Source organism: Thiocapsa bogorovii (assembly GCF_021228795.1).
GTDB lineage: Bacteria > Pseudomonadota > Gammaproteobacteria > Chromatiales > Chromatiaceae > Thiocapsa > Thiocapsa bogorovii.
On sequence record NZ_CP089309.1, the window covers coordinates 2084065 to 2101808 of the forward strand.

The window sequence follows — 17744 nt, forward strand, 5'->3', positions numbered from 1 at the left end:
TATTCGGAACACCTCGCAACCTTGGCCCGATAGGTTTCGAGTATGAACGACTGGAGCGCGGAGGGCACCTGCGTCCTCCATACCAGCAGGATTCCTCCTGCGGGCCGAGCCGCCGGCGCGGTTCTTGCCCAGCTTCTAGACATGCCCCGGCGTCGAGGCGAAACGACCGCTGGGCCGATTCGAAATCGTCATCCGATTCCGTTAAGGTCAACCCATCGACGCCGAGGCGTCTGAACCTTCGAAAAGGTACGGAACCATGAGCAAGCTCGACCAACTCAAGACCATGACCACGGTCGTTGCCGACACCGGTGACTTCGAGTCCATTGCCGCGTACCAGCCCCAAGATGCCACGACCAACCCGTCATTGATCTTCAAGGCGGCCCAGATGCCTCAGTATCGCGAGCTGGTAGAGGACGCCGTCCTTTTCGGTACGCGTGAAGGCGGCAGCGACGCGATGGGCCAGGCCAGGGCGACCATGGACAAGCTCGCCGTCAACTTCGGCACGGAGATCCTGAAGATTGTTCCCGGACGGGTCTCGACCGAGATCGATGCGCGTCTGTCATTCGATACCGAGGCCACGCTCAAGCGCGCTGCGGCGTTGGTGGAGCTCTACCAAGCCGCCGGCGTCGACCCGAGCACCCGAGTCCTCTTCAAGATCGCCTCGACATGGGAAGGGATCCGAGCGGCGGAGATCCTGCAACGCCAGGGCCTGCACTGCAATTTAACCCTCTTGTTCAGCTTCGCGCAGGCCGTCGCGTGCGCCGACGCAGGTGTCACGCTCATCTCGCCGTTCGTCGGACGCATCCTCGACTGGTATAAGAACACCGACAACGTCCCGGGCTATCCGGCCGACGAGGACCCCGGCGTGCAGTCCGTCACCCGGATCTACAATTATTACAAACGCCACGGCTACGAAACGGTCGTGATGGGCGCAAGCTTCCGCAACCTCGACGAGATCCTGGAGCTGGCCGGCTGCGATTACCTGACCATCTCGCCCGCCCTGCTCGGCGAGCTCGCCTCGACCGAAGGCGATGTCCCACGGAAACTCGATCCCGAAAGAGCCCTCGGTATGGAGATACCGAAGGTGGGCTTCGACGAGCCCGGATTCCGCTGGGAGCTCAACGAAGACGCGATGGCCTCGGAAAAGCTCGCCGAAGGGATCCGCCTCTTCGCCGCCGATACGCGTAAACTTGAGCAGTTCGCCCATGAGGTCTGTCACAACTGTTAAATCTAAACCGCGTCTCGGGCCTTCCTTGGTAGCGGAGCGCGAAAAACCCTTCGACGCCCTCAACGACCTTAGAGTTGACGCGGTTTAAATGAAAAAAAATAATAACTTAAACCGCGTCGACTCCGAAGCTCGCAGATTGACTCAAGCTCACCCCGATCCCGAGCCGGGTCATATCGCACAGGACGCGGTTTAATGGAGCACCGCGCACGCAAGCGCTTCGGCCAGAATTTCCTGCACAATCGCCAGGTGATCGACCGTATCCACGGGGTGCTCGCCGCCACACCCGGCGAGCGCGTCGTCGAGATCGGACCCGGCCAGGGCGCCATCACTGCAGGGCTCCTGACCGCGGTCGGCTCGCTCGATGTCGTCGAGTTGGATCGCGACCTGGTTGGACCGCTGCACGATCGGCTAGGCGCGCTCGGCGCGTTGCGGATCCACCAGGCCGATGCCTTGAATTTCGACCTCTGTGCGCTCGTGCATAAGGGCGAGCGCCTCCGTCTCGTCGGGAATCTGCCCTACAACATCTCCACGCCCCTCTTGTTCCGATTCCTGGAGCAGGCCGACTGCATCGAGGATATGCACCTGATGCTTCAGAAAGAGGTCGTGGAGCGCATCGTCGCCGAGCCCGGCGACAAGACCTACGGACGTCTCTCGGTGATGGTTCAGACGCTTTGCTCGGCCGCCTGTCTCTTTCGCATCGGCGCGGGCGCCTTCACCCCGGCCCCGAAGGTCGAGTCGGCCTTCCTTCGACTGCGGCCCCATCGACCGTTCCCTTACCCGATCGAGGACCCCGCACTGCACGCCCGGATCGTCGCCGCGGCCTTCGGACAGCGCCGCAAGACCCTGCGCAACAGCCTCTCCAAGCTGATCGACGCGGACCTGCTGATCGAGACCGGGATCGATCCGACGCTGAGGGCCGAAAACCTCGACGTCGCAAGCTTTGCACGCTTGGCGAACGCCGCTTGCAAATTGCTGCGGATACCCTGAAATTGGCCGATCCGACGAGGGGTATTTGCGAACGAGGAGAATGACGATGGTGGGCCGGGATTCAGACAAGGATATGAGCGAAGTCAAGGTCGACGAAGGTTCCGAAATCACGCTTGCGCGGGCCAACGACGTCCTCCCGACCCACATCCCTATTCTGCCCGTCGCCTCGCGCCCCTTCTTCCCCGGGCAGGCCGTTCCGCTGTTGATGGACGCCGAGGGCTGGGCCTCGACGCTGGAGGCGGTCGGGGCAAGCGAGCATAAGATTCTCGGTGTGGTTTTGGTGCGCAGCGAGACCTCTGAAGAGGCGCAGACCACAGACTTCTATCCCGTCGGCACGGCGTGCCGGGTGCATCGCGTCCACCAACAGGACGGCCACCTGCAGGTGCTCGTGGAATGCCTTCAGCGTTTCAGAATCGCCAATTGGATCAGGCGAGAGGCGCCGTTCGACGCACAGGTGACCTATCTCCCCGAGCCCGCGGGCCCACCGAACGAAGAGATCAAGGCCTACGCCATGGCCGTGATCAACACCATCAAAGAGCTGCTGCCGCTCAACCCGCTCTATGTCGAAGAGCTGCGGATGTTCCTCGACCGCTTTGGCCCCGACGATCCCTCGCATCTCTCCGATTTCGCGGCCAGCCTCACGACCTCGACCAAGGAGCAGCTCCAGGAGGTGCTGGAAATCCTGCCGCTTCTGCCACGGATGGAAAAGGTGCTCGTCCTGCTCAACAACGAGCTTGAGCTCGCCCGCGCCCAACAAAAGATCCGGCGCACGGTCGAGGAAAAGATGCAGAAGCAGCAGCGCGAGTTCTTTCTGCGCGAGCAGCTCAAGGCGATCCAGAAGGAGCTCGGCATCGCCAAGGATGACCGAACCGCCGAGATCGACCGTTTCAACGAGCGGCTCGCCAAGCTCACGCTGACCGAGCAGGCGACCAAACGGGTCGAAGAGGAGATGGACAAGCTGCGCATGCTGGAGACCGGCTCTCCCGAATACGCCGTGACCCGCAACTATCTGGACTGGATCAGCATCCTGCCGTGGGGCAAGCACTCCGCCGACAAGCTGGATCTCAAGCGTGCACGGCGCGTCTTGGATCGAGACCATTACGGCCTGGAAGATGTGAAGAAACGCATCCTCGAGTTCCTCGCCGTGGGGATCCATAAGGGCGAGATCGCCGGCTCGATCATCCTGCTCGTCGGCCCGCCCGGTGTCGGCAAAACCTCGATCGGGCACTCCATCGCCGATGCCCTCGGGCGGCGCTTCTACCGCTTCTCCGTGGGCGGCATCCGCGACGAGGCCGAGATCAAGGGCCACCGCCGAACCTACATCGGCGCCATGCCCGGCAAGTTCCTGCAAGCCATGAAGGACGCCGGCACGGCCAATCCCGTGATCATGCTCGACGAGATCGACAAGATCGGCGCCTCCTACCACGGGGATCCGGCCTCGGCCCTGCTCGAGGTCCTGGACCCGGAACAGAACAGCGACTTCCTCGATCACTATCTGGATCTGCGCTTCGACCTCTCGAAGGTCCTCTTCGTCTGCACTGCAAACCAGACCGACAGCATCCCCGGCCCCTTGCTCGACCGTATGGAGGTCATTCAGCTCTCGGGCTATATCGCCGAGGAGAAGCTTCAGATCGCCAAGAAGTACCTGCTGCCCCGTCAGATCGAACGCGCCGGGCTCGCCAAACGCACGGTTGCACTCGACACCAAGACGCTACGCGCCTTGATCGAGGGTTACGCCCGGGATGCCGGGGTGCGTCGCCTCGAGAAACAGCTCGGCAAGATCGTCCGCAAGGTCGCCGTGCGCATGCTCGAGGGCGAAGAGACGCCGATCAGCGTCGGCGAGAGCGATCTGAAGGACTATCTGGGCAGCCCGGTGTTTCGCGACGAGCGCAAGCTTTCCGGGCCAGGCGTCGTGACAGGCCTCGCCTGGACCGCCATGGGCGGCGCGACACTCTCGATCGAGGCCGCCCGGACCCACAGCTTTACCCGAGGGTTCAAGCTCACCGGCCAACTCGGCGACGTCATGAAGGAATCCGCCGAGATCGCCTACGGCTATCTGGTCGGCCACGCCGCCGAGCTCGGCGCCGATCCGGCCTTCTTCGAAAACGCCTTCATCCATGTCCATGTCCCTGCTGGCGCCACCCCGAAGGATGGCCCCTCGGCCGGCATCACCATGACATCCGCCCTCCTCTCGCTCGCCCGCAACCAACCGATCCGTCGGCTCGCCATGACCGGCGAGATCACGCTCACCGGCGAGGTCTTCCCGGTCGGCGGCATCCGCGAAAAGCTCATCGCGGCGCGGCGCGCCGGCATCCGCGAGATCATCCTTCCCGAGGACAACCGCGGCGAGTTCGAAGAAGTGCCCGAGCATGTCCGCAAAGGCTTCAAGGTGCATTTCGCCTCGCGCTACCACGACGTCCTGCCGCTCTTGTTCGGGCCAGCGTCGAGGAATTGATCTCGTCCGGGTGGACAAACGCAGCGCAGTCCACCAGCGCCGGCACAGGGCAAAACCGCGTCCAGAACGACACGTGTCGTTTTTCATGCTGCGTTTGACTTTGGAGATCTCCTCGATCCCAGCGAGACGCTGGTTTAATTTTAAATGTTTTTCAATATCTTAAACCGCGCCAGTTCCAACGGTCGTCAAGTCTGCCGGCGCCCGATCCGATCCAAAAACATCGCACACCTCGCTCGGCGCGGTTTAAGTCTTCTCGTCCAAACACTGCGTCAAGGACAGACGCCAATCGGGCATCGCCAGGCCAAAGGTCTCTTGGAAGAGGCTGTTGTCCAGGACCGAATAGAGCGGGCGGCGCGCCGGCGCCGGATATTCGGACGAGGGAATCGGGATCAGACTCGCCTCCAAACCCGCATTTTCCAGGATCGCACACGCAAACCCGTACCAGCTGACGTGACCCGAGCCGGTCAAATGATACAGCCCGCCGACCTTCTCCAGATCCAGCTCGCCGCGCAAGACCCGATAGAGCACCAACGCCGTCGCCGAGGCCAACATCCGGCTCCAGGTCGGCGAGCCGATCTGATCGTCGACGATGCGCAGCTCATCGCGCTCTTTGAGCAGACGCAACATCGTCAGCAGGAAATTCGCCCCCCGGATTCCGTAGACCCAGCTGGTGCGAAAGATCAGCGCGCGGGCACCCGAGCTCAGCAACGCCTTCTCGCCGCCGAGCTTGGTCTCGCCGTAGACATTGAGCGGACCCGGTGCGTCGTCTTCCCTGTAGGGCCGATCGAGGTTGCCGGAGAACACGAAGTCGGTCGAGTAATGGATGATCGGAGTACCCCGACCGGCCAGCATGGCGCCCACCTCGCCGACCGCATCGGCATTGATCCGCCGCGCGATGTCGCGGTCCGTCTCCGCCTTGTCCACGGCGGTGTAGGCGGCGGCATTGACGACCGCATCCGGGGAGGTGTCTTCGACAAGCCTCGCCACGGCGGTGGGGTCCGTCAGATCGATCGTCGGCCCGTACTCCCCTTCGAGGGAGGCCGGGATCACATCACCGAGTGTCGCGAGTGTGCGCCGCAATTCCCAGCCGACTTGACCGTTGGCGCCGATCAGAAGGATACGGGGCCGTTCGGCGGTCGTACGCGTGGTGGTCATAGGCTGGCCTCGTAGTCGGGAAGGCGTTCGGGAGAGATCTCGTTCAGACAGAGCGCGGCCGAGTCCTTTGCAGAGAGTTCCGGCATCCCTTCGAGCGGCCAATCGATGCCGATTTCGGGGTCGTCCCACCGCAGACTGAGCTCGGTCTCGGGGCTGTAATAATCGGTGTTTTTGTAGATGAAGAGGGCCGAATCGCCTGTCACCAGGAAGCCGTGCGCGAAGCCGGGCGGGATCCAGAACTGGCGACGGTTCTCCCCCGACAGGGTCGCTCCGACCCAACGCCCGAAGGTCGGCGAACCGCGACGGATATCGACCGCGACGTCGAACACCTCGCCGTCCATGACCTGAACCAACTTGCCTTGGGCATGCGGATGCTGCACATGCAGGCCCCGCAGGACACCTCGGCGCGAAAAGGACAAGTTGTCTTGGACGAAGGGCGCCGGGATACCCGCCTCGGCGTAGCGATTGGTCCGATAGGTCTCCATGAAGAAACCGCGCTCGTCGCCGAACACCTTGGGTTCGAGGATCAGCACATCCGGGATTGCCGTTTCGATGACCTTCATACGCCACCTCGACGCAGCAGGCTCAGCAGATACTCGCCATAGCCGCTCTTCTTCAGTGCCTCGCCCATCGCCCGAAGTTGATCCTCGTCGATCCAGCCATTGAAGTAGGCGATCTCTTCAGGACAACAGATCTTGAGGCCTTGGCGACGCTCGATCGTTTCGATGAACTGCCCGGCCTGCATCAGCGACTCGTGCGTGCCGGTATCCAGCCAGGCCGTCCCGCGGCCGATCCGGCTCACGTGCAGCTCGCCCTGCTCGAGATAGCGGATGTTCAGATCCGTTATCTCCAGCTCGCCGCGCGGCGACGGACGCAACTCCTCGGCGAGTCTGCAGACCTGATTGTCGTAGAAATAGATGCCGGTGACCGCCCAGTTCGACTTGGGTTTGATCGGCTTCTCTTCGAGGCTCAAGACGTGCCCGCTCGCATCGAACTCGGCCACTCCGTAGCGTTCGGGGTCAGACACGTAGTAGCCGAAAACGGTAGCGCCGCGCTCGCGCGCGCCCGCGGCGCGCAGCTGATCGACCAGGCCGTGGCCGTAGAAGATGTTGTCGCCGAGGACGAGACAGGAGGGCGATGTCCCGACGAAGTCCTTGCCGATCAGGAAGGCTTGCGCGAGTCCACCCGGATGGGGCTGCTCGGCATACTCGAGATGCAGCCCCCATTGGGATCCGCCGCCTAGCAGCGATCGGAACATCGGCAGGTCGTGCGGCGTGGAGATGATCAGAATCTCGCGAATCCCCGCCAACATCAGGGTCGAGAGCGGATAGTAGATCATCGGCTTGTCGTAGATCGGCAGCAGCTGCTTGCTGATCGCCCGCGTCAGCGGATAGAGCCGCGTACCGGAGCCGCCGGCCAGGATGATGCCTTTTCGATTCATGATGCGATCCCTCAGCCGGCGGCGCCGAGACGCTCGCCGAGATAGCTCCCGTCGGTCACCCGCCGGCACCACTCCGGATGGCCCAGATACCAGTCGACGGTCAGGCGCATGCCGGACTCGAAGGTCTCCTGCGGCTCCCAACCCAGCTCGCGTTGCAGCTTGCCGGCATCGATCGCGTAGCGCCGGTCATGGCCCGGGCGGTCCTTGACGAAGCTCTTGAGACCGACATGCGGCCGATACGGCGAATCGGGCAGGCGCTCGTCGAGCAGGGCACAGAGGGTATCGACAACCTCGAGATTGGTCTTCTCGCTGTTGCCGCCGACGTTGTAGACCTCGCCCGGTCTGCCGGCCTCGAGCACGCGCAGGATCGCCCGACAATGATCGATGACGTACAACCAGTCGCGTACGTTCCCGCCGTCGCCGTAGATGGGCAAGGACTCGCCGCGCTGGGCTTTCAGGATCATGAGCGGGATCAACTTCTCGGGGAACTGGTAAGGCCCGTAGTTGTTCGAGCAGTTGGTCGTCAGCACCGGCAAGCCGTAGGTATGAAACCAGGCGCGCACCAGATGGTCCGATGCGGCCTTGGACGCGGAATAGGGCGAGTTGGGCGCGTAAGGGGTCGACTCCGTGAAAAGACCGGTCGGTCCCAATGACCCGTAGACCTCGTCGGTCGAGACATGCAGGAAGCGAAAGGCGTCCTTGGCCGCGCCGGTGCGCTTGGACCAGTGCGCGCGCGCGCAGTCCAGCAGATTGAAGGTCCCCACGATGTTGGTCTGGACGAACTGAGCCGGGCCGTCGATCGAGCGGTCGACATGACTCTCGGCCGCGAAGTTCACGACGGCGTCGACCTCGTAGTCGGCAAGGAGTCGGGCGACCAGCGCGGGATCAGCGATGTCGCCCTGTACGAAGACGTGACGCGGGTTGTCCTTCAGATCGGCCAGGGTGTCCAGATTACCGGCGTAGGTCAGAAGGTCGAGGTTGACCACCCGCGCATCGGTCGTCTCGAGGATGTGATGGACGAAATTGCCGCCGATGAATCCGGCCCCGCCGGTGACGAGAATGGTCAGCACACGCGATGCTCCTTGACGCTGGTGGTGGAACGCTTAAACCGCGCCCCGCGCGGCATGCGATGTTTTTGGACGGAATCGGCCCCGGCAGACTTGACGACCGTTGGAGTCGGCGCGGTTTAAGAACTTAAAAAATTGATTATTTTAAACCGCGTCCCCGCCAAGGAACTTCGATGCACAAAAGGTCGAGCTCACTCAAAATCAGCATCTCGCTCTGGACGCGGTTTAAAACGGGATATCGTCGTCGAAATCCGCCGCACCTTGGCTGCTTCCTCCGGGGCCGCTCCCTCCGGAGGACGGCGCCGGACTCGAGGACTGGGGCCGCCCGCCGCCCCGCGACGACTGATACGCAGGCGCTTCGTCGAAAGGCACCGACGATCCCACACCACCGCCGCCGGAACGGCTGTCGAGCATCTGCATGGTCCCGTTGATGTCGACTATGATCTCGGTCGTGTAGCGATCTTGTCCGTCCTGACCCTGCCATTTTTTTGTACGCAGCTTGCCTTCGACGTAGATCTTCGAGCCCTTATGCAGATACTGCTTGACGATCTCGGCGAGCCTCCCGAAGAAGACAACGTTGTGCCACTCGGTGCGCTCCTGTTTATCGCCCGTGCTCTTATCCTTCCAGGTCTCGCTCGTTGCAATGCGGATATTCGCCACCGCATCGCCGTTCGGCATGTAACGCACATCCGGGTCAGCCCCGAGGTTGCCGATGAGAATCACCTTGTTGACGCCTGCCATGCAGTCCTCCCGCTCCGCGCCGAACGCGGGCGTTTGTTGTCTCGCCTAGAAGTTCGCGGCCGACTTTGGCGTTCCGCCTCAAGCCCTGGCCGAAAATGCCTGCAATGTTGCCCAATCCAATCTGCCACTGTCCACCTTCAGGTAGGCGACACCCTCGTCGAGCGCGACGACGGCATCCTCCACGCCCGGGATGGCCAGCAGACGCGCCTCGAGACCCAGACCCTCCTCGGCCGGCTGTTCGCCGAGCGACAGAACATGCGCCGTCAGATTCGCCGGCATCGCCATCGTCGCCGCCAAGCCGATCCAGACCAACGACGTCACGGCCCCGACCAGATAGACGGCATCCGCCCCGAAGCTCTGGTGCGCCAAGCCGCCGAGCAAGCCACCCAAGAAGGCCCCCACGAACTGCGAGCTTGAGAAAACCCCCATCGCCGTCCCGCGTGCACCGGCGCGCGCCGCCTTCGAGACCAGCGACGGCAGGATGGCCTCCATGAGGTTGAAGACCGTGAACATCACCAGCAGCAGGATTCCGACGACCCAAATCGACTGATGGAAGAGATAGAAGCCCACCATGGACGCACACATCGCCGTAACCGCACCGAGCAGCACTGCCTTCACTTTGCCGCCGCGCTCCGCCATGATGATGAAAGGGACCATTGCGACGATAGCGAGCAGCACGACCGGCAGATAGAGCAGCCAATGATCCACGGGCGCCAAACCGGCCGACTCGATCGACAGGGGCAGCACCACGAACATGCTCACCATGGTGAGGTGCAGCAGGAAGATGCCCAGATCCAGGCGCAACAACGTGGGGTTGCTCAGCACACCCGCGAACTGATCGAGCACCGGCTGGGCCTCGCGATGGACGCTGGAGCGCTTGGGATCGGGGACGACATAGACCAGAACAAGCATGCCGACGACCGCTAGAAACGCGGTCAGCCAAAAGATCCCCGAGATCCCGAGCCAGCGCGCCAAGGGCGGCCCGACGACCAGTGCCGCCGCAAACGACAGGGCGACGCTGATACCGATCGCCGCCATGGCCCGGGTACGCACCGCATCGCGGGTCAGATCCGCGGTCAACGCAATGGTCGCCGCCGCGATGGCACCGCTGCCTTGGAGTATGCGCCCCAGAATGACCAGCTCGATCCCGTCGGCCAGTGCCGCCACGACGCTGCCGATCGCAAAGAGCACCAGCCCCCCGTAGATGACCGGCTTGCGCCCGATCCGGTCCGAGAGCAAACCCAGCGGAATCTGAAACAACGCCTGCGTCAAGCCATACGCGCCGATCGCCAGCCCGACCAGCAGAGGCGTCGCGCCGTCCAGGTCGTGCGCGTAGAGCGCGAAGACCGGCAAGACCATGAAGAGACCCAGCATGCGCGTGGAGAAGATGGCGGCCAACCCGACCGCAGCGCGCTTCTCCAGCCCGGTAAAGGCGACGAGGGGTTGATGGGACGGGGTCAAGGACGGTGGCCTTCTACATCGATTCGGCGGAAAACCCGAGTATAAGGGCTTGTCGAAGATCGTGCCCGATCGCGATTGACAGGGATCCTCCCGCAGACCAGTCTTCTTAAACCGCGCCCAGTGCGGTATGGAATGTTTTTGGATGGGATCGGCCCCAGCAGACTTGACGACCGTTGGAGCCAGCGCGGTTTAAAATATTAAGAAATTTATCATTTTAAACCGTGTCCCCGCTTACGGTTGTGGATGCACCAAACGTCGAGCTCACTCGAAAACAAGCATCTCGCTCTAGACGCGGTTTAAGACAAATTCCGCGGAGACACACCACATGACGGCAGAGATCGAAAACCTTGTCCTCGAACATCTTCGCGCGATCCGAGCGGACGTCGCCGACATCAAACGCGAGGTGACCGCCAACAGTCTCCAGCTCTCGGCAATGGGACAACAGCTTGCCGGGCTGACTGCCGCAGTCTACGGCAGCAAATCGGATGTCGACGACATCAAACGCCGCTTGGAACGTTTGGAGCGGCGATTGGAGCTTCATGACGAACATTGAGTGCCGCCTGTAGTACCCGCCGATCGGTGACGCGGCGGCCACACCTGCCTTTGCATCTTCTCCGACACGGGGGCCAGCCTTATTCGTCGGCCCGTAGCCATCCGCTGCAGACCGCGCGATCCTCTGCGACGGGTGGAGGCGTTCGAGCGGCCTTTGCGGAATAATCGCGGATTGGCCGCCCACCGCCGCAGGTCTCCCAGCCCTATGGACACAATCCGCATTCGCGGCGCACGCACCCACAATCTGAAAAGCATCGATCTGGATCTCCCGCGCGAGCGGCTGATCGTCTTCACCGGCCTGTCGGGATCCGGCAAATCCTCCCTCGCCTTCGACACCATTTATGCCGAGGGGCAGCGCCGCTACGTCGAGTCGCTATCCGCCTACGCCCGGCAGTTCCTCTCGATCATGGACAAGCCGGACCTGGATCATATCGAGGGCCTCTCACCGGCCATCTCGATCGAGCAGAAGACGACCTCGCACAATCCGCGCTCGACCGTCGGCACCATCACCGAGATCTACGACTATCTGCGCCTGCTCTTCGCGCGGGTCGGCCAGCCGCGCTGTCCAGCGCATGACGAGGCGCTGGAGGCCCAGACCATCAGCCAGATGGTCGACCAGGTGATGGCGCTGCCGGAGGGCGATCGGCTCATGCTGCTCGCACCCGTCGTCTCGGCGCGCAAGGGCGAGTACCAGCGGCTAATCGGCGAGCTGCATGCACAAGGCTTCGTGCGCGCACGCATCGACGGCGATCTCTGCGAGCTCGACGACCCGCCCGAGCTGGACATCAAGAAGAAGCACGACATCGAGGTGGTGGTGGACCGCTTCCGCGTGCGGCCGGATCTCGCCCTACGTCTGGCCGAATCCTTCGAGACCGCGCTCAAGCTCTCCGGAGGCATCGCCCGCATCGCCGCGATCGACGAACCCGAGCGGCCGATGATCACCTTCTCGGCGTCCTTCGCCTGCCCGGTCTGCGGCTACAGCATCCCGGAGCTCGAGCCGCGGATCTTCTCCTTCAACAACCCGGGCGGCGCCTGCCCCACCTGCGACGGGCTCGGCATGGAGCAGTTCTTCGACCCCGCCAAGGTGGTTCTCCATCCGGAGCTGAGCCTAGCCGGCGGCGCGGTGCGCGGATGGGATCGGCGCAATGCCTTCTATTTTCAGGTGATCCGTACGCTGGGCGAGCACTATGGCTTCGACGTCGAGGCCCCTTGGAACGAGCTGAACGCCGGGGATCAGCAGCTGATCCTCTTCGGCACCGGCAAGGAGAAGATCAAGCTCAAGCTGCCACACGAGCGGGGTGCCGCCAAGGTGCGCCCCTTCGAGGGCATCATCCGCAACATGGAGCGGCGCTACAAAGAGACCGACTCCAGTGCGGTCCGCGAGGAGTTGGCACGTTATCTCTCCCACCAGCCCTGCCCGACCTGCGGCGGCTCACGTCTGAACGAAGCGGCCCGCCATGTCTTTTTGGAGGACCACAACCTGCCCGCGGTCGCCGCAATGCCCGTGGGTGACTCGCTGCGCTTCTTCGAGAAGCTGGAGCTGCCCGGCAAGCGCGGCGAGATCGGAGCGCGGGTGATCAAGGAGATCGCCACCCGGCTGCGCTTCCTGGTCGACGTTGGGCTCGACTATCTGACCCTCGACCGCAGCGCCGAGACGCTCTCCGGCGGTGAAGCGCAACGCATCCGTCTCGCCAGCCAGATCGGTGCCGGGCTTGTCGGTGTCATGTACATCCTGGACGAGCCATCGATTGGCCTGCATCAGCGCGACAATGCCCGTCTGCTCAAGACCCTGACCCACCTGCGCGACATCGGCAACACGGTCATCGTGGTCGAGCACGACGAGGAGGCGATCCGCTCGGCCGATCTGGTCGTCGATCTGGGGCCGGGCGCCGGCGTACACGGCGGCGAGATCGTCGCCCAAGGGACCGCCGAGGCGATCGCCGCCGCGCCTGCGTCCTTGACCGGACGCTATCTGTCCGGTGATCTGCGAATCGACATCCCGAGCCAGCGCAAGCCCAACGACCGGGATCGGCAGTTGCGCATCCTGGGTGCTCGGGGCAACAACCTGCGCACCGTCGATGCCGAGATCCCGGTCGGCTGCTTCGTCTGCATCACCGGGGTCTCGGGCTCTGGCAAGTCCACCCTGATCAACGACACGCTCTTCCCGGTCGCCGCGCGTCATCTCAACGGCGCCAGCCTGCAACCGGCACCCCATAGCGCCATCGAAGGGCTCGACTTCTTCGACAAGGTCGTCGATATCGATCAGAGCCCCATCGGTCGGACCCCGCGCTCCAACCCCGCCACCTACACCGGACTCTTCAACCTGGTGCGCGACCTCTTCGCCGCCGTGCCCGAGGCGCGCTCGCGCGGCTACGGTCCCGGCCGCTTCAGCTTCAACGTCAAGGGCGGGCGTTGCGAGGCCTGCAAAGGGGACGGACTCATTCGGGTCGAGATGCACTTCCTGCCCGATATCTATGTCCAGTGCGACACCTGCAAGGGCCGACGCTACAACCGCGAGACGCTCGAGATCCGCTACAAGGGCAAGACCATCGACGAGGTCCTGAACCTCACCATCGAAGACGCGCTCGAGTTCTTCTCGCCCGTGCAGCTCATCAAGCGCAAGCTCCAGACCCTCATGGACGTCGGCCTAGCCTATGTCCGGCTCGGCCAGAGCGCCACCACGCTCTCCGGAGGCGAGGCCCAGCGTGTCAAACTCAGCCGCGAGCTCAGCAAGCGGGATACCGGCCGGACACTCTATATCCTGGACGAGCCCACCACCGGCCTGCACTTCCACGACGTCAAGCATCTGCTCGACGTCCTGCACCGCTTCCGCGACCAGGGCAACACCGTGGTCGTCATCGAGCACAACCTGGATGTGATCAAGACCGCGGATTGGATCATCGACCTGGGGCCCGAGGGCGGGCACCGGGGCGGCGAGATCATCGCCGTCGGCACGCCCGAAGAGATTGCCGCGAACGACCGGTCGCATACCGGGCGATTTTTGAGGCCGTTGTTGGAGAGGGGGTGGTGAGGGGACCAATCATCGTCTCGGCCATTCGGCATCCCGCCGGATCCACGCCGCGCGGGTCGCTCCCGTCGCGCCCTGCGGACCGTTCCGAGCGGAGGCCGCAAATCGTTGCGTTGGGCCGTGTCAACCGATGGGCTCGGGCCTAAAGGGATCGAATCGAAGCTATCGAGTGACCACATCGACGGCTCGCGCCGATCCATGTTTCCCGGCCATCGCCAGCAGGTGAATTGAACCTGAACCTGCACCCTTAAACCCCGAGCTTCAGGCGGCGCAGGCCCAGGTCAAAGGCCAGCTGAGCGCACGGGAAGCCGACTACCCCGGTCTTCTTGCGGCCTGGGGCAACCTGAAGCAGAGCCCGGCAGCCGAAACCAAGACCAATCGTGCGTTGGAGGCGCGGGTCGCCGGGATCGACAGCAGCGTCCAGGCACGCAAGGGCGCCGATTCGAGTCGCTCGATCGAGGCGACCTCAGTCCCTCCACTCACTGAAGACGAAGTCCTGCTCGGCGCGTTGGGTATGGCAGGCGAAACAGGCCGCGCCACCGTCCGTGACCAGTCGCTGGTCGCGGCTGTCATCGGCCCAGCCCTCGAAGCCCCAACCGCCAGTGCCGGCGAAGCGCGCCGAATCCTTAACCATGACGCCGAGCAGTACACGGTTGCCTTCGGTGGACGCCTGGTCTTGTGTTAGGTATTCGAGCTGGTCGAACACCAGCACGGATCCGTCTGCGAAGGTGCCGGCTTGTAGTCCGGCGAGCGCCGGTTCGTTGGCATAGATGTGATGGATGCCCAGAAACGGGTCCTCGAGTGGATGGCCGGGATGGATGGTCATGGATTTGACGTGCGTCCAGCCACGGTAGGCATCTGGGTAGTCGATGAGGTCCGAGGCGACGGCCGATGTGCTCATGCCTGCGAACAGCGTCACTGAAATCAGGGTCTTGTTCATCGTGAGCTCTCCTCGTGGGTGGAATGAATCAGGCATCGAGACGAGTGTGCCGGGATCCGTCTCGGCTTTGGACCGGCTTTTAGCGGCTCTGCACACGTGTTGCAGGTTGATGCGCATCGGTCCGTCAGGACACTGGTATCGACTCGATACTGACTAAAGAAAAGCACGGCATCGAGGTTCTGTCAAGAAAGTATCGACGCGATACTATTTCCCGGCTAAGCTCGAGACATGACTTCGCTGGAGGGCTGAGCAAAGATGTCGGAGACCGCGATCAGGGAGCTTCACGACCACCTCGAGCGCCTCTGCAATCTGCTGCGGGCCCAAGCGCGTGCGGCGGGCACGGGTCTGGGCCTCCAGCCTGTGCAGTTGGATGCGCTCCACTACCTTGCGCTTTGCAACCGCTATTCCGACACCCCGCAGGCCGTGACCGAATACCTTGGGTTGACCAAGGGGACGGTCTCGCAGACCATCAAGGTTTTGCAGGCAAGGGCGCTGGTCGATAAGATGCCCGACCCCAATGACAGACGAGTGATTCACCTGCGTGTGACGGCCGCGGGCAAGGTGCTACTCGCTCAGGTCGCGCCAGCGCCCCTGCTGCGTCGGACGATGGTCGAGATGCCTGACCCCGAGGTGGACGGGTTGGTCGAGGGATTGAGGAGGTTGCTGCGAGCCGTCCAACACGCCAACGGCCTCAAGACCTTCGGCGTCTGCGCCACCTGCCGATTCAACCAGGAGACCATCACCGCACAGGGACAGGACGCAGGTCACGGATGTGGACTGACGGGCGAGACCCTCACCGACTCGGACCTCACGCGGATCTGCCGGGAACACGAGTATCCAGGCGCTGACGCAGGGCTTCTGCCACGAACGGAAGCGGTGGCCTGATGCATCGGCTGCATCGGCGCGCGATCGGCCATCCATGGAGGTGGTGGCGCGGCCTGCCGCGAGTGCGGACTCTGCGACTTGGCGAGGGAGCGGATCGCCGAGCATCTCGAAGCCCCGGCCGAGTGCCTTTTCAAGGCGCCTTATGCGCCGCGAGCGATCAGACTGCGCGCGTCCCACACACCGAGGATCGTCGGGTGATCGCGTGGGCTGCGATCCCGGTCAGGCCGCCAACAACCTTGGCGACATCGGCGCCAACTGCAACGACGTCGGTATCGATCTCCGCCTGCCCGCCCCCGCCGATTGCCCTTTTGAATGAACGACCCGGGTGCCGGCGGGGGTTGGGGAGGATCCGATTAGAATCGGTGCTCGGACCCTTTGCTCGGATCGCGCGTTTGCCGGGCAGAAAAGCGTCAGTAGGTCTTGTAAGGCAGAAATTTCCCGCTCATTCGGATCTGAACGCGGTCGCCCTTCGGGTCGGGCTCGCGTTGGATATCCATGCTGAAGTCGATGGCACTCATGATGCCGTCGCCGAACTCTTCGTGGATCAATGCCTTGATCGATGTGCCGTAGACATTGATCAGCTCGTAGAAGCGGTAGATGAGCGGATCGGTCGGCACGGCGGTAGGTAAGGACCCTTTGTAGGGGACAATCTGGAGCTGGGTGATCGCCTCATCGGGCAACCCGAGCGCGGCACCGACAGCCTTGGCCTGGGTCTCGGTGAGGGTCATCTGGCCCAGGAGGGCGGCGGTCGACCATTCTTTACTGTGGCCGATGATCTCGGCGAGCTGGGACCAGCTCAGTCCTTTCTCGAGCTTGGCGGACAGGATGAGAGCAGTGACGTCGTCGCGTGTCATGGCGTGGTCTCCATCAGTTGGATGCGTTGCGAAATGCGATGCCGGGGCTGGGCTGTTCCGTGGGGCTTGGTGTTTTGGGAAGCGGGACGACACGGGCGCCGCCGTCGAGTCCGGGACGGACGAGCGGCGGGTGCACCGGGTCGTCGACTTGCTCGCCCGCATAGGTCTTGGAGCGATTCACCAGGAAGTCGACCAAGTGATTGCGAATCCGGTAGTACTGAGGATCGTGATGAACGGTCGCGCGGGTGCGGTCACGCGGCATGGTGATCTCGACGATCTCGGCGATCTTCGCGTAGGGACCGTTGCTCATGAGCAGCACCTTGTCGGCGAGCAGGATGGCCTCGTCGACGTCGTGCGTGATCATGAAGACGGTCTGGTGCGTGGCCTGGACGATCGAGAGGAGCTCGTCCTGGATGGTGCCGCGCGTGAGCGCGTCGAGCGCCCCGAAAGGCTCGTCGAGCAGGAGCATCTTCGGCTCGATCGCAAAAGCGCGCGCGATGCCCACACGCTGTTTCATGCCGCCGGAGAGTTCGGCCGGCTTCTTATGAAGAGCCGCGCCCAGGCCGACCATCTCCAGGTAGCGGATGCTGTGGGCCTCGATCTCTTTGGCCGACCAGCGGGGCCAGCGTGAGCGCACGCCGAAGGCGACGTTGCCCAGGGCGGTTAGCCAAGGTAGCAGGGCGTGACTCTGGAAGACTACGCCGCGTTCGAGCGAGGGACCCGCGATCTCGCGACCGCCCATGACCACGCCGCCCTCGGTCGCCTCGTCCAGTCCGGCCAGGACGTTGAGGATGGTGGTCTTGCCGCATCCGGAGTGGCCGATGATGCAAGCGAACTCGCCCTTCTCGATCCCGAAAAAGATGTTTTCGAAGACGGTGAAGTCGGACGCTCCGCCTGTGCCCGGAAAACGTTTGGTCAATCCCTCGATCTTCAGAAAGGGCTGCGACATG

The 17744-nt window shown here is 63.2% G+C and carries 15 protein-coding genes; 6 read left to right on the plus strand and 9 right to left on the minus strand.

What is annotated here, in order from left to right; all coding sequences use genetic code 11:
• Positions 1-256: 256 nt before the first annotated feature.
• From tal to lon, 3 genes are all read left to right on the plus strand, one after another.
• Entirely contained in the window at positions 257-1228 is a 972-nt protein-coding gene (gene tal / locus LT988_RS09470) for a transaldolase (protein ID WP_232409908.1), read from the plus strand.
• 192 nt (positions 1229-1420) lie between these two features.
• Positions 1421-2215, plus strand: coding sequence for a 16S rRNA (adenine(1518)-N(6)/adenine(1519)-N(6))-dimethyltransferase RsmA (rsmA, locus tag LT988_RS09475; protein WP_232409909.1), 795 nt, complete (start codon positions 1421-1423; stop codon positions 2213-2215).
• A 46-nt stretch (positions 2216-2261) separates the two neighbouring features.
• Positions 2262-4670, plus strand: coding sequence for an endopeptidase La (gene lon, locus LT988_RS09480; protein ID WP_408648063.1), 2409 nt, complete (start codon positions 2262-2264; stop codon positions 4668-4670).
• 243 nt (positions 4671-4913) lie between these two features.
• Here the strand turns inward: lon and rfbD are convergent, their stop codons facing one another.
• From rfbD to LT988_RS09510, 6 genes are all read right to left on the minus strand, one after another.
• The gene (rfbD, locus tag LT988_RS09485; protein ID WP_232409911.1) at positions 4914-5825 is read right to left on the minus strand and encodes a dTDP-4-dehydrorhamnose reductase; all 912 of its coding nucleotides are present in this window, start codon (positions 5823-5825) and stop codon (positions 4914-4916) included.
• On the minus strand, positions 5822-6388 hold the full coding sequence (gene rfbC, locus LT988_RS09490) for a dTDP-4-dehydrorhamnose 3,5-epimerase (RefSeq protein ID WP_232409912.1): 567 nt from the start codon (positions 6386-6388) through the stop codon (positions 5822-5824). Before rfbC ends, rfbD begins: the two co-directional genes overlap by 4 nt.
• Positions 6385-7266, minus strand: a complete 882-nt coding sequence (rfbA, locus tag LT988_RS09495) for a glucose-1-phosphate thymidylyltransferase RfbA (RefSeq protein ID WP_232409913.1) — start codon at positions 7264-7266, stop codon at positions 6385-6387. Before rfbA ends, rfbC begins: the two co-directional genes overlap by 4 nt.
• Before the next feature lie 11 nt (positions 7267-7277).
• A complete protein-coding gene (rfbB, locus tag LT988_RS09500) occupies positions 7278-8336 on the minus strand; it encodes a dTDP-glucose 4,6-dehydratase (RefSeq protein WP_232409914.1) in 1059 nt (352 codons plus the stop codon).
• A 222-nt stretch (positions 8337-8558) separates the two neighbouring features.
• Entirely contained in the window at positions 8559-9074 is a 516-nt protein-coding gene (gene ssb, locus LT988_RS09505) for a single-stranded DNA-binding protein (protein ID WP_232409915.1), read from the minus strand.
• Between the two features lie 78 nt (positions 9075-9152).
• On the minus strand, positions 9153-10535 hold the full coding sequence (locus LT988_RS09510; RefSeq protein WP_232409916.1) for an MFS transporter: 1383 nt from the start codon (positions 10533-10535) through the stop codon (positions 9153-9155).
• 325 nt (positions 10536-10860) lie between these two features.
• Here LT988_RS09510 and LT988_RS09515 point away from each other — a divergent pair, with 325 nt between their 5' ends.
• Together LT988_RS09515 and uvrA are read left to right on the plus strand one after the other, a co-directional pair.
• Positions 10861-11088, plus strand: a complete 228-nt coding sequence (locus LT988_RS09515; RefSeq protein ID WP_232409917.1) for a hypothetical protein — start codon at positions 10861-10863, stop codon at positions 11086-11088.
• 204 nt (positions 11089-11292) lie between these two features.
• Positions 11293-14118, plus strand: a complete 2826-nt coding sequence (uvrA, locus tag LT988_RS09520; protein WP_232409918.1) for an excinuclease ABC subunit UvrA — start codon at positions 11293-11295, stop codon at positions 14116-14118.
• A 463-nt stretch (positions 14119-14581) separates the two neighbouring features.
• Here the strand turns inward: uvrA and LT988_RS09525 are convergent, their stop codons facing one another.
• Positions 14582-15055 carry a cytochrome P460 family protein gene (locus LT988_RS09525; protein WP_232409919.1) on the minus strand — a complete coding sequence of 158 codons (474 nt, stop codon included), beginning with the start codon at positions 15053-15055 and terminating at the stop codon, positions 14582-14584.
• A 255-nt stretch (positions 15056-15310) separates the two neighbouring features.
• Here LT988_RS09525 and LT988_RS09530 point away from each other — a divergent pair, with 255 nt between their 5' ends.
• Complete coding sequence (locus LT988_RS09530) at positions 15311-15940, plus strand: MarR family winged helix-turn-helix transcriptional regulator (RefSeq protein ID WP_232409920.1); 630 nt, start codon at positions 15311-15313, stop codon at positions 15938-15940.
• Positions 15941-16350: 410 nt separating this feature from the next.
• On the opposite strand, the gene cynS is transcribed toward LT988_RS09530, so the two are convergent.
• Positions 16351-16794: a cyanase gene (cynS, locus tag LT988_RS09535; RefSeq protein ID WP_232409921.1), complete on the minus strand. Its 444-nt coding sequence runs from the start codon at positions 16792-16794 to the stop codon at positions 16351-16353.
• A gap of 13 nt (positions 16795-16807) precedes the next feature.
• Positions 16808-17743, minus strand: a complete 936-nt coding sequence (locus LT988_RS09540; protein ID WP_232409922.1) for an ABC transporter ATP-binding protein — start codon at positions 17741-17743, stop codon at positions 16808-16810.
• Position 17744 lies beyond the last annotated feature (1 nt).

What these genes read in the sequence shown, in the direction of transcription:
- tal (WP_232409908.1), top strand. Translation starts at nt 257, where the DNA reads ATGAGCAAGCTCGACCAACTCAAGACCATGACCACGGTCGTTGCCGAC.
- rsmA (WP_232409909.1), top strand. Translation starts at nt 1,421, where the DNA reads ATGGAGCACCGCGCACGCAAGCGCTTCGGCCAGAATTTCCTGCACAAT.
- lon (WP_408648063.1), top strand. Translation starts at nt 2,262, where the DNA reads ATGGTGGGCCGGGATTCAGACAAGGATATGAGCGAAGTCAAGGTCGAC.
- rfbD (WP_232409911.1), bottom strand. Translation starts at nt 5,825, where the DNA reads ATGACCACCACGCGTACGACCGCCGAACGGCCCCGTATCCTTCTGATC.
- rfbC (WP_232409912.1), bottom strand. Translation starts at nt 6,388, where the DNA reads ATGAAGGTCATCGAAACGGCAATCCCGGATGTGCTGATCCTCGAACCC.
- rfbA (WP_232409913.1), bottom strand. Translation starts at nt 7,266, where the DNA reads ATGAATCGAAAAGGCATCATCCTGGCCGGCGGCTCCGGTACGCGGCTC.
- ssb (WP_232409915.1), bottom strand. Translation starts at nt 9,074, where the DNA reads ATGGCAGGCGTCAACAAGGTGATTCTCATCGGCAACCTCGGGGCTGAC.
- LT988_RS09515 (WP_232409917.1), top strand. Translation starts at nt 10,861, where the DNA reads ATGACGGCAGAGATCGAAAACCTTGTCCTCGAACATCTTCGCGCGATC.
- uvrA (WP_232409918.1), top strand. Translation starts at nt 11,293, where the DNA reads ATGGACACAATCCGCATTCGCGGCGCACGCACCCACAATCTGAAAAGC.
- LT988_RS09525 (WP_232409919.1), bottom strand. Translation starts at nt 15,055, where the DNA reads ATGAACAAGACCCTGATTTCAGTGACGCTGTTCGCAGGCATGAGCACA.
- LT988_RS09530 (WP_232409920.1), top strand. Translation starts at nt 15,311, where the DNA reads ATGTCGGAGACCGCGATCAGGGAGCTTCACGACCACCTCGAGCGCCTC.
- cynS (WP_232409921.1), bottom strand. Translation starts at nt 16,794, where the DNA reads ATGACACGCGACGACGTCACTGCTCTCATCCTGTCCGCCAAGCTCGAG.
- LT988_RS09540 (WP_232409922.1), bottom strand. Translation starts at nt 17,743, where the DNA reads ATGTCGCAGCCCTTTCTGAAGATCGAGGGATTGACCAAACGTTTTCCG.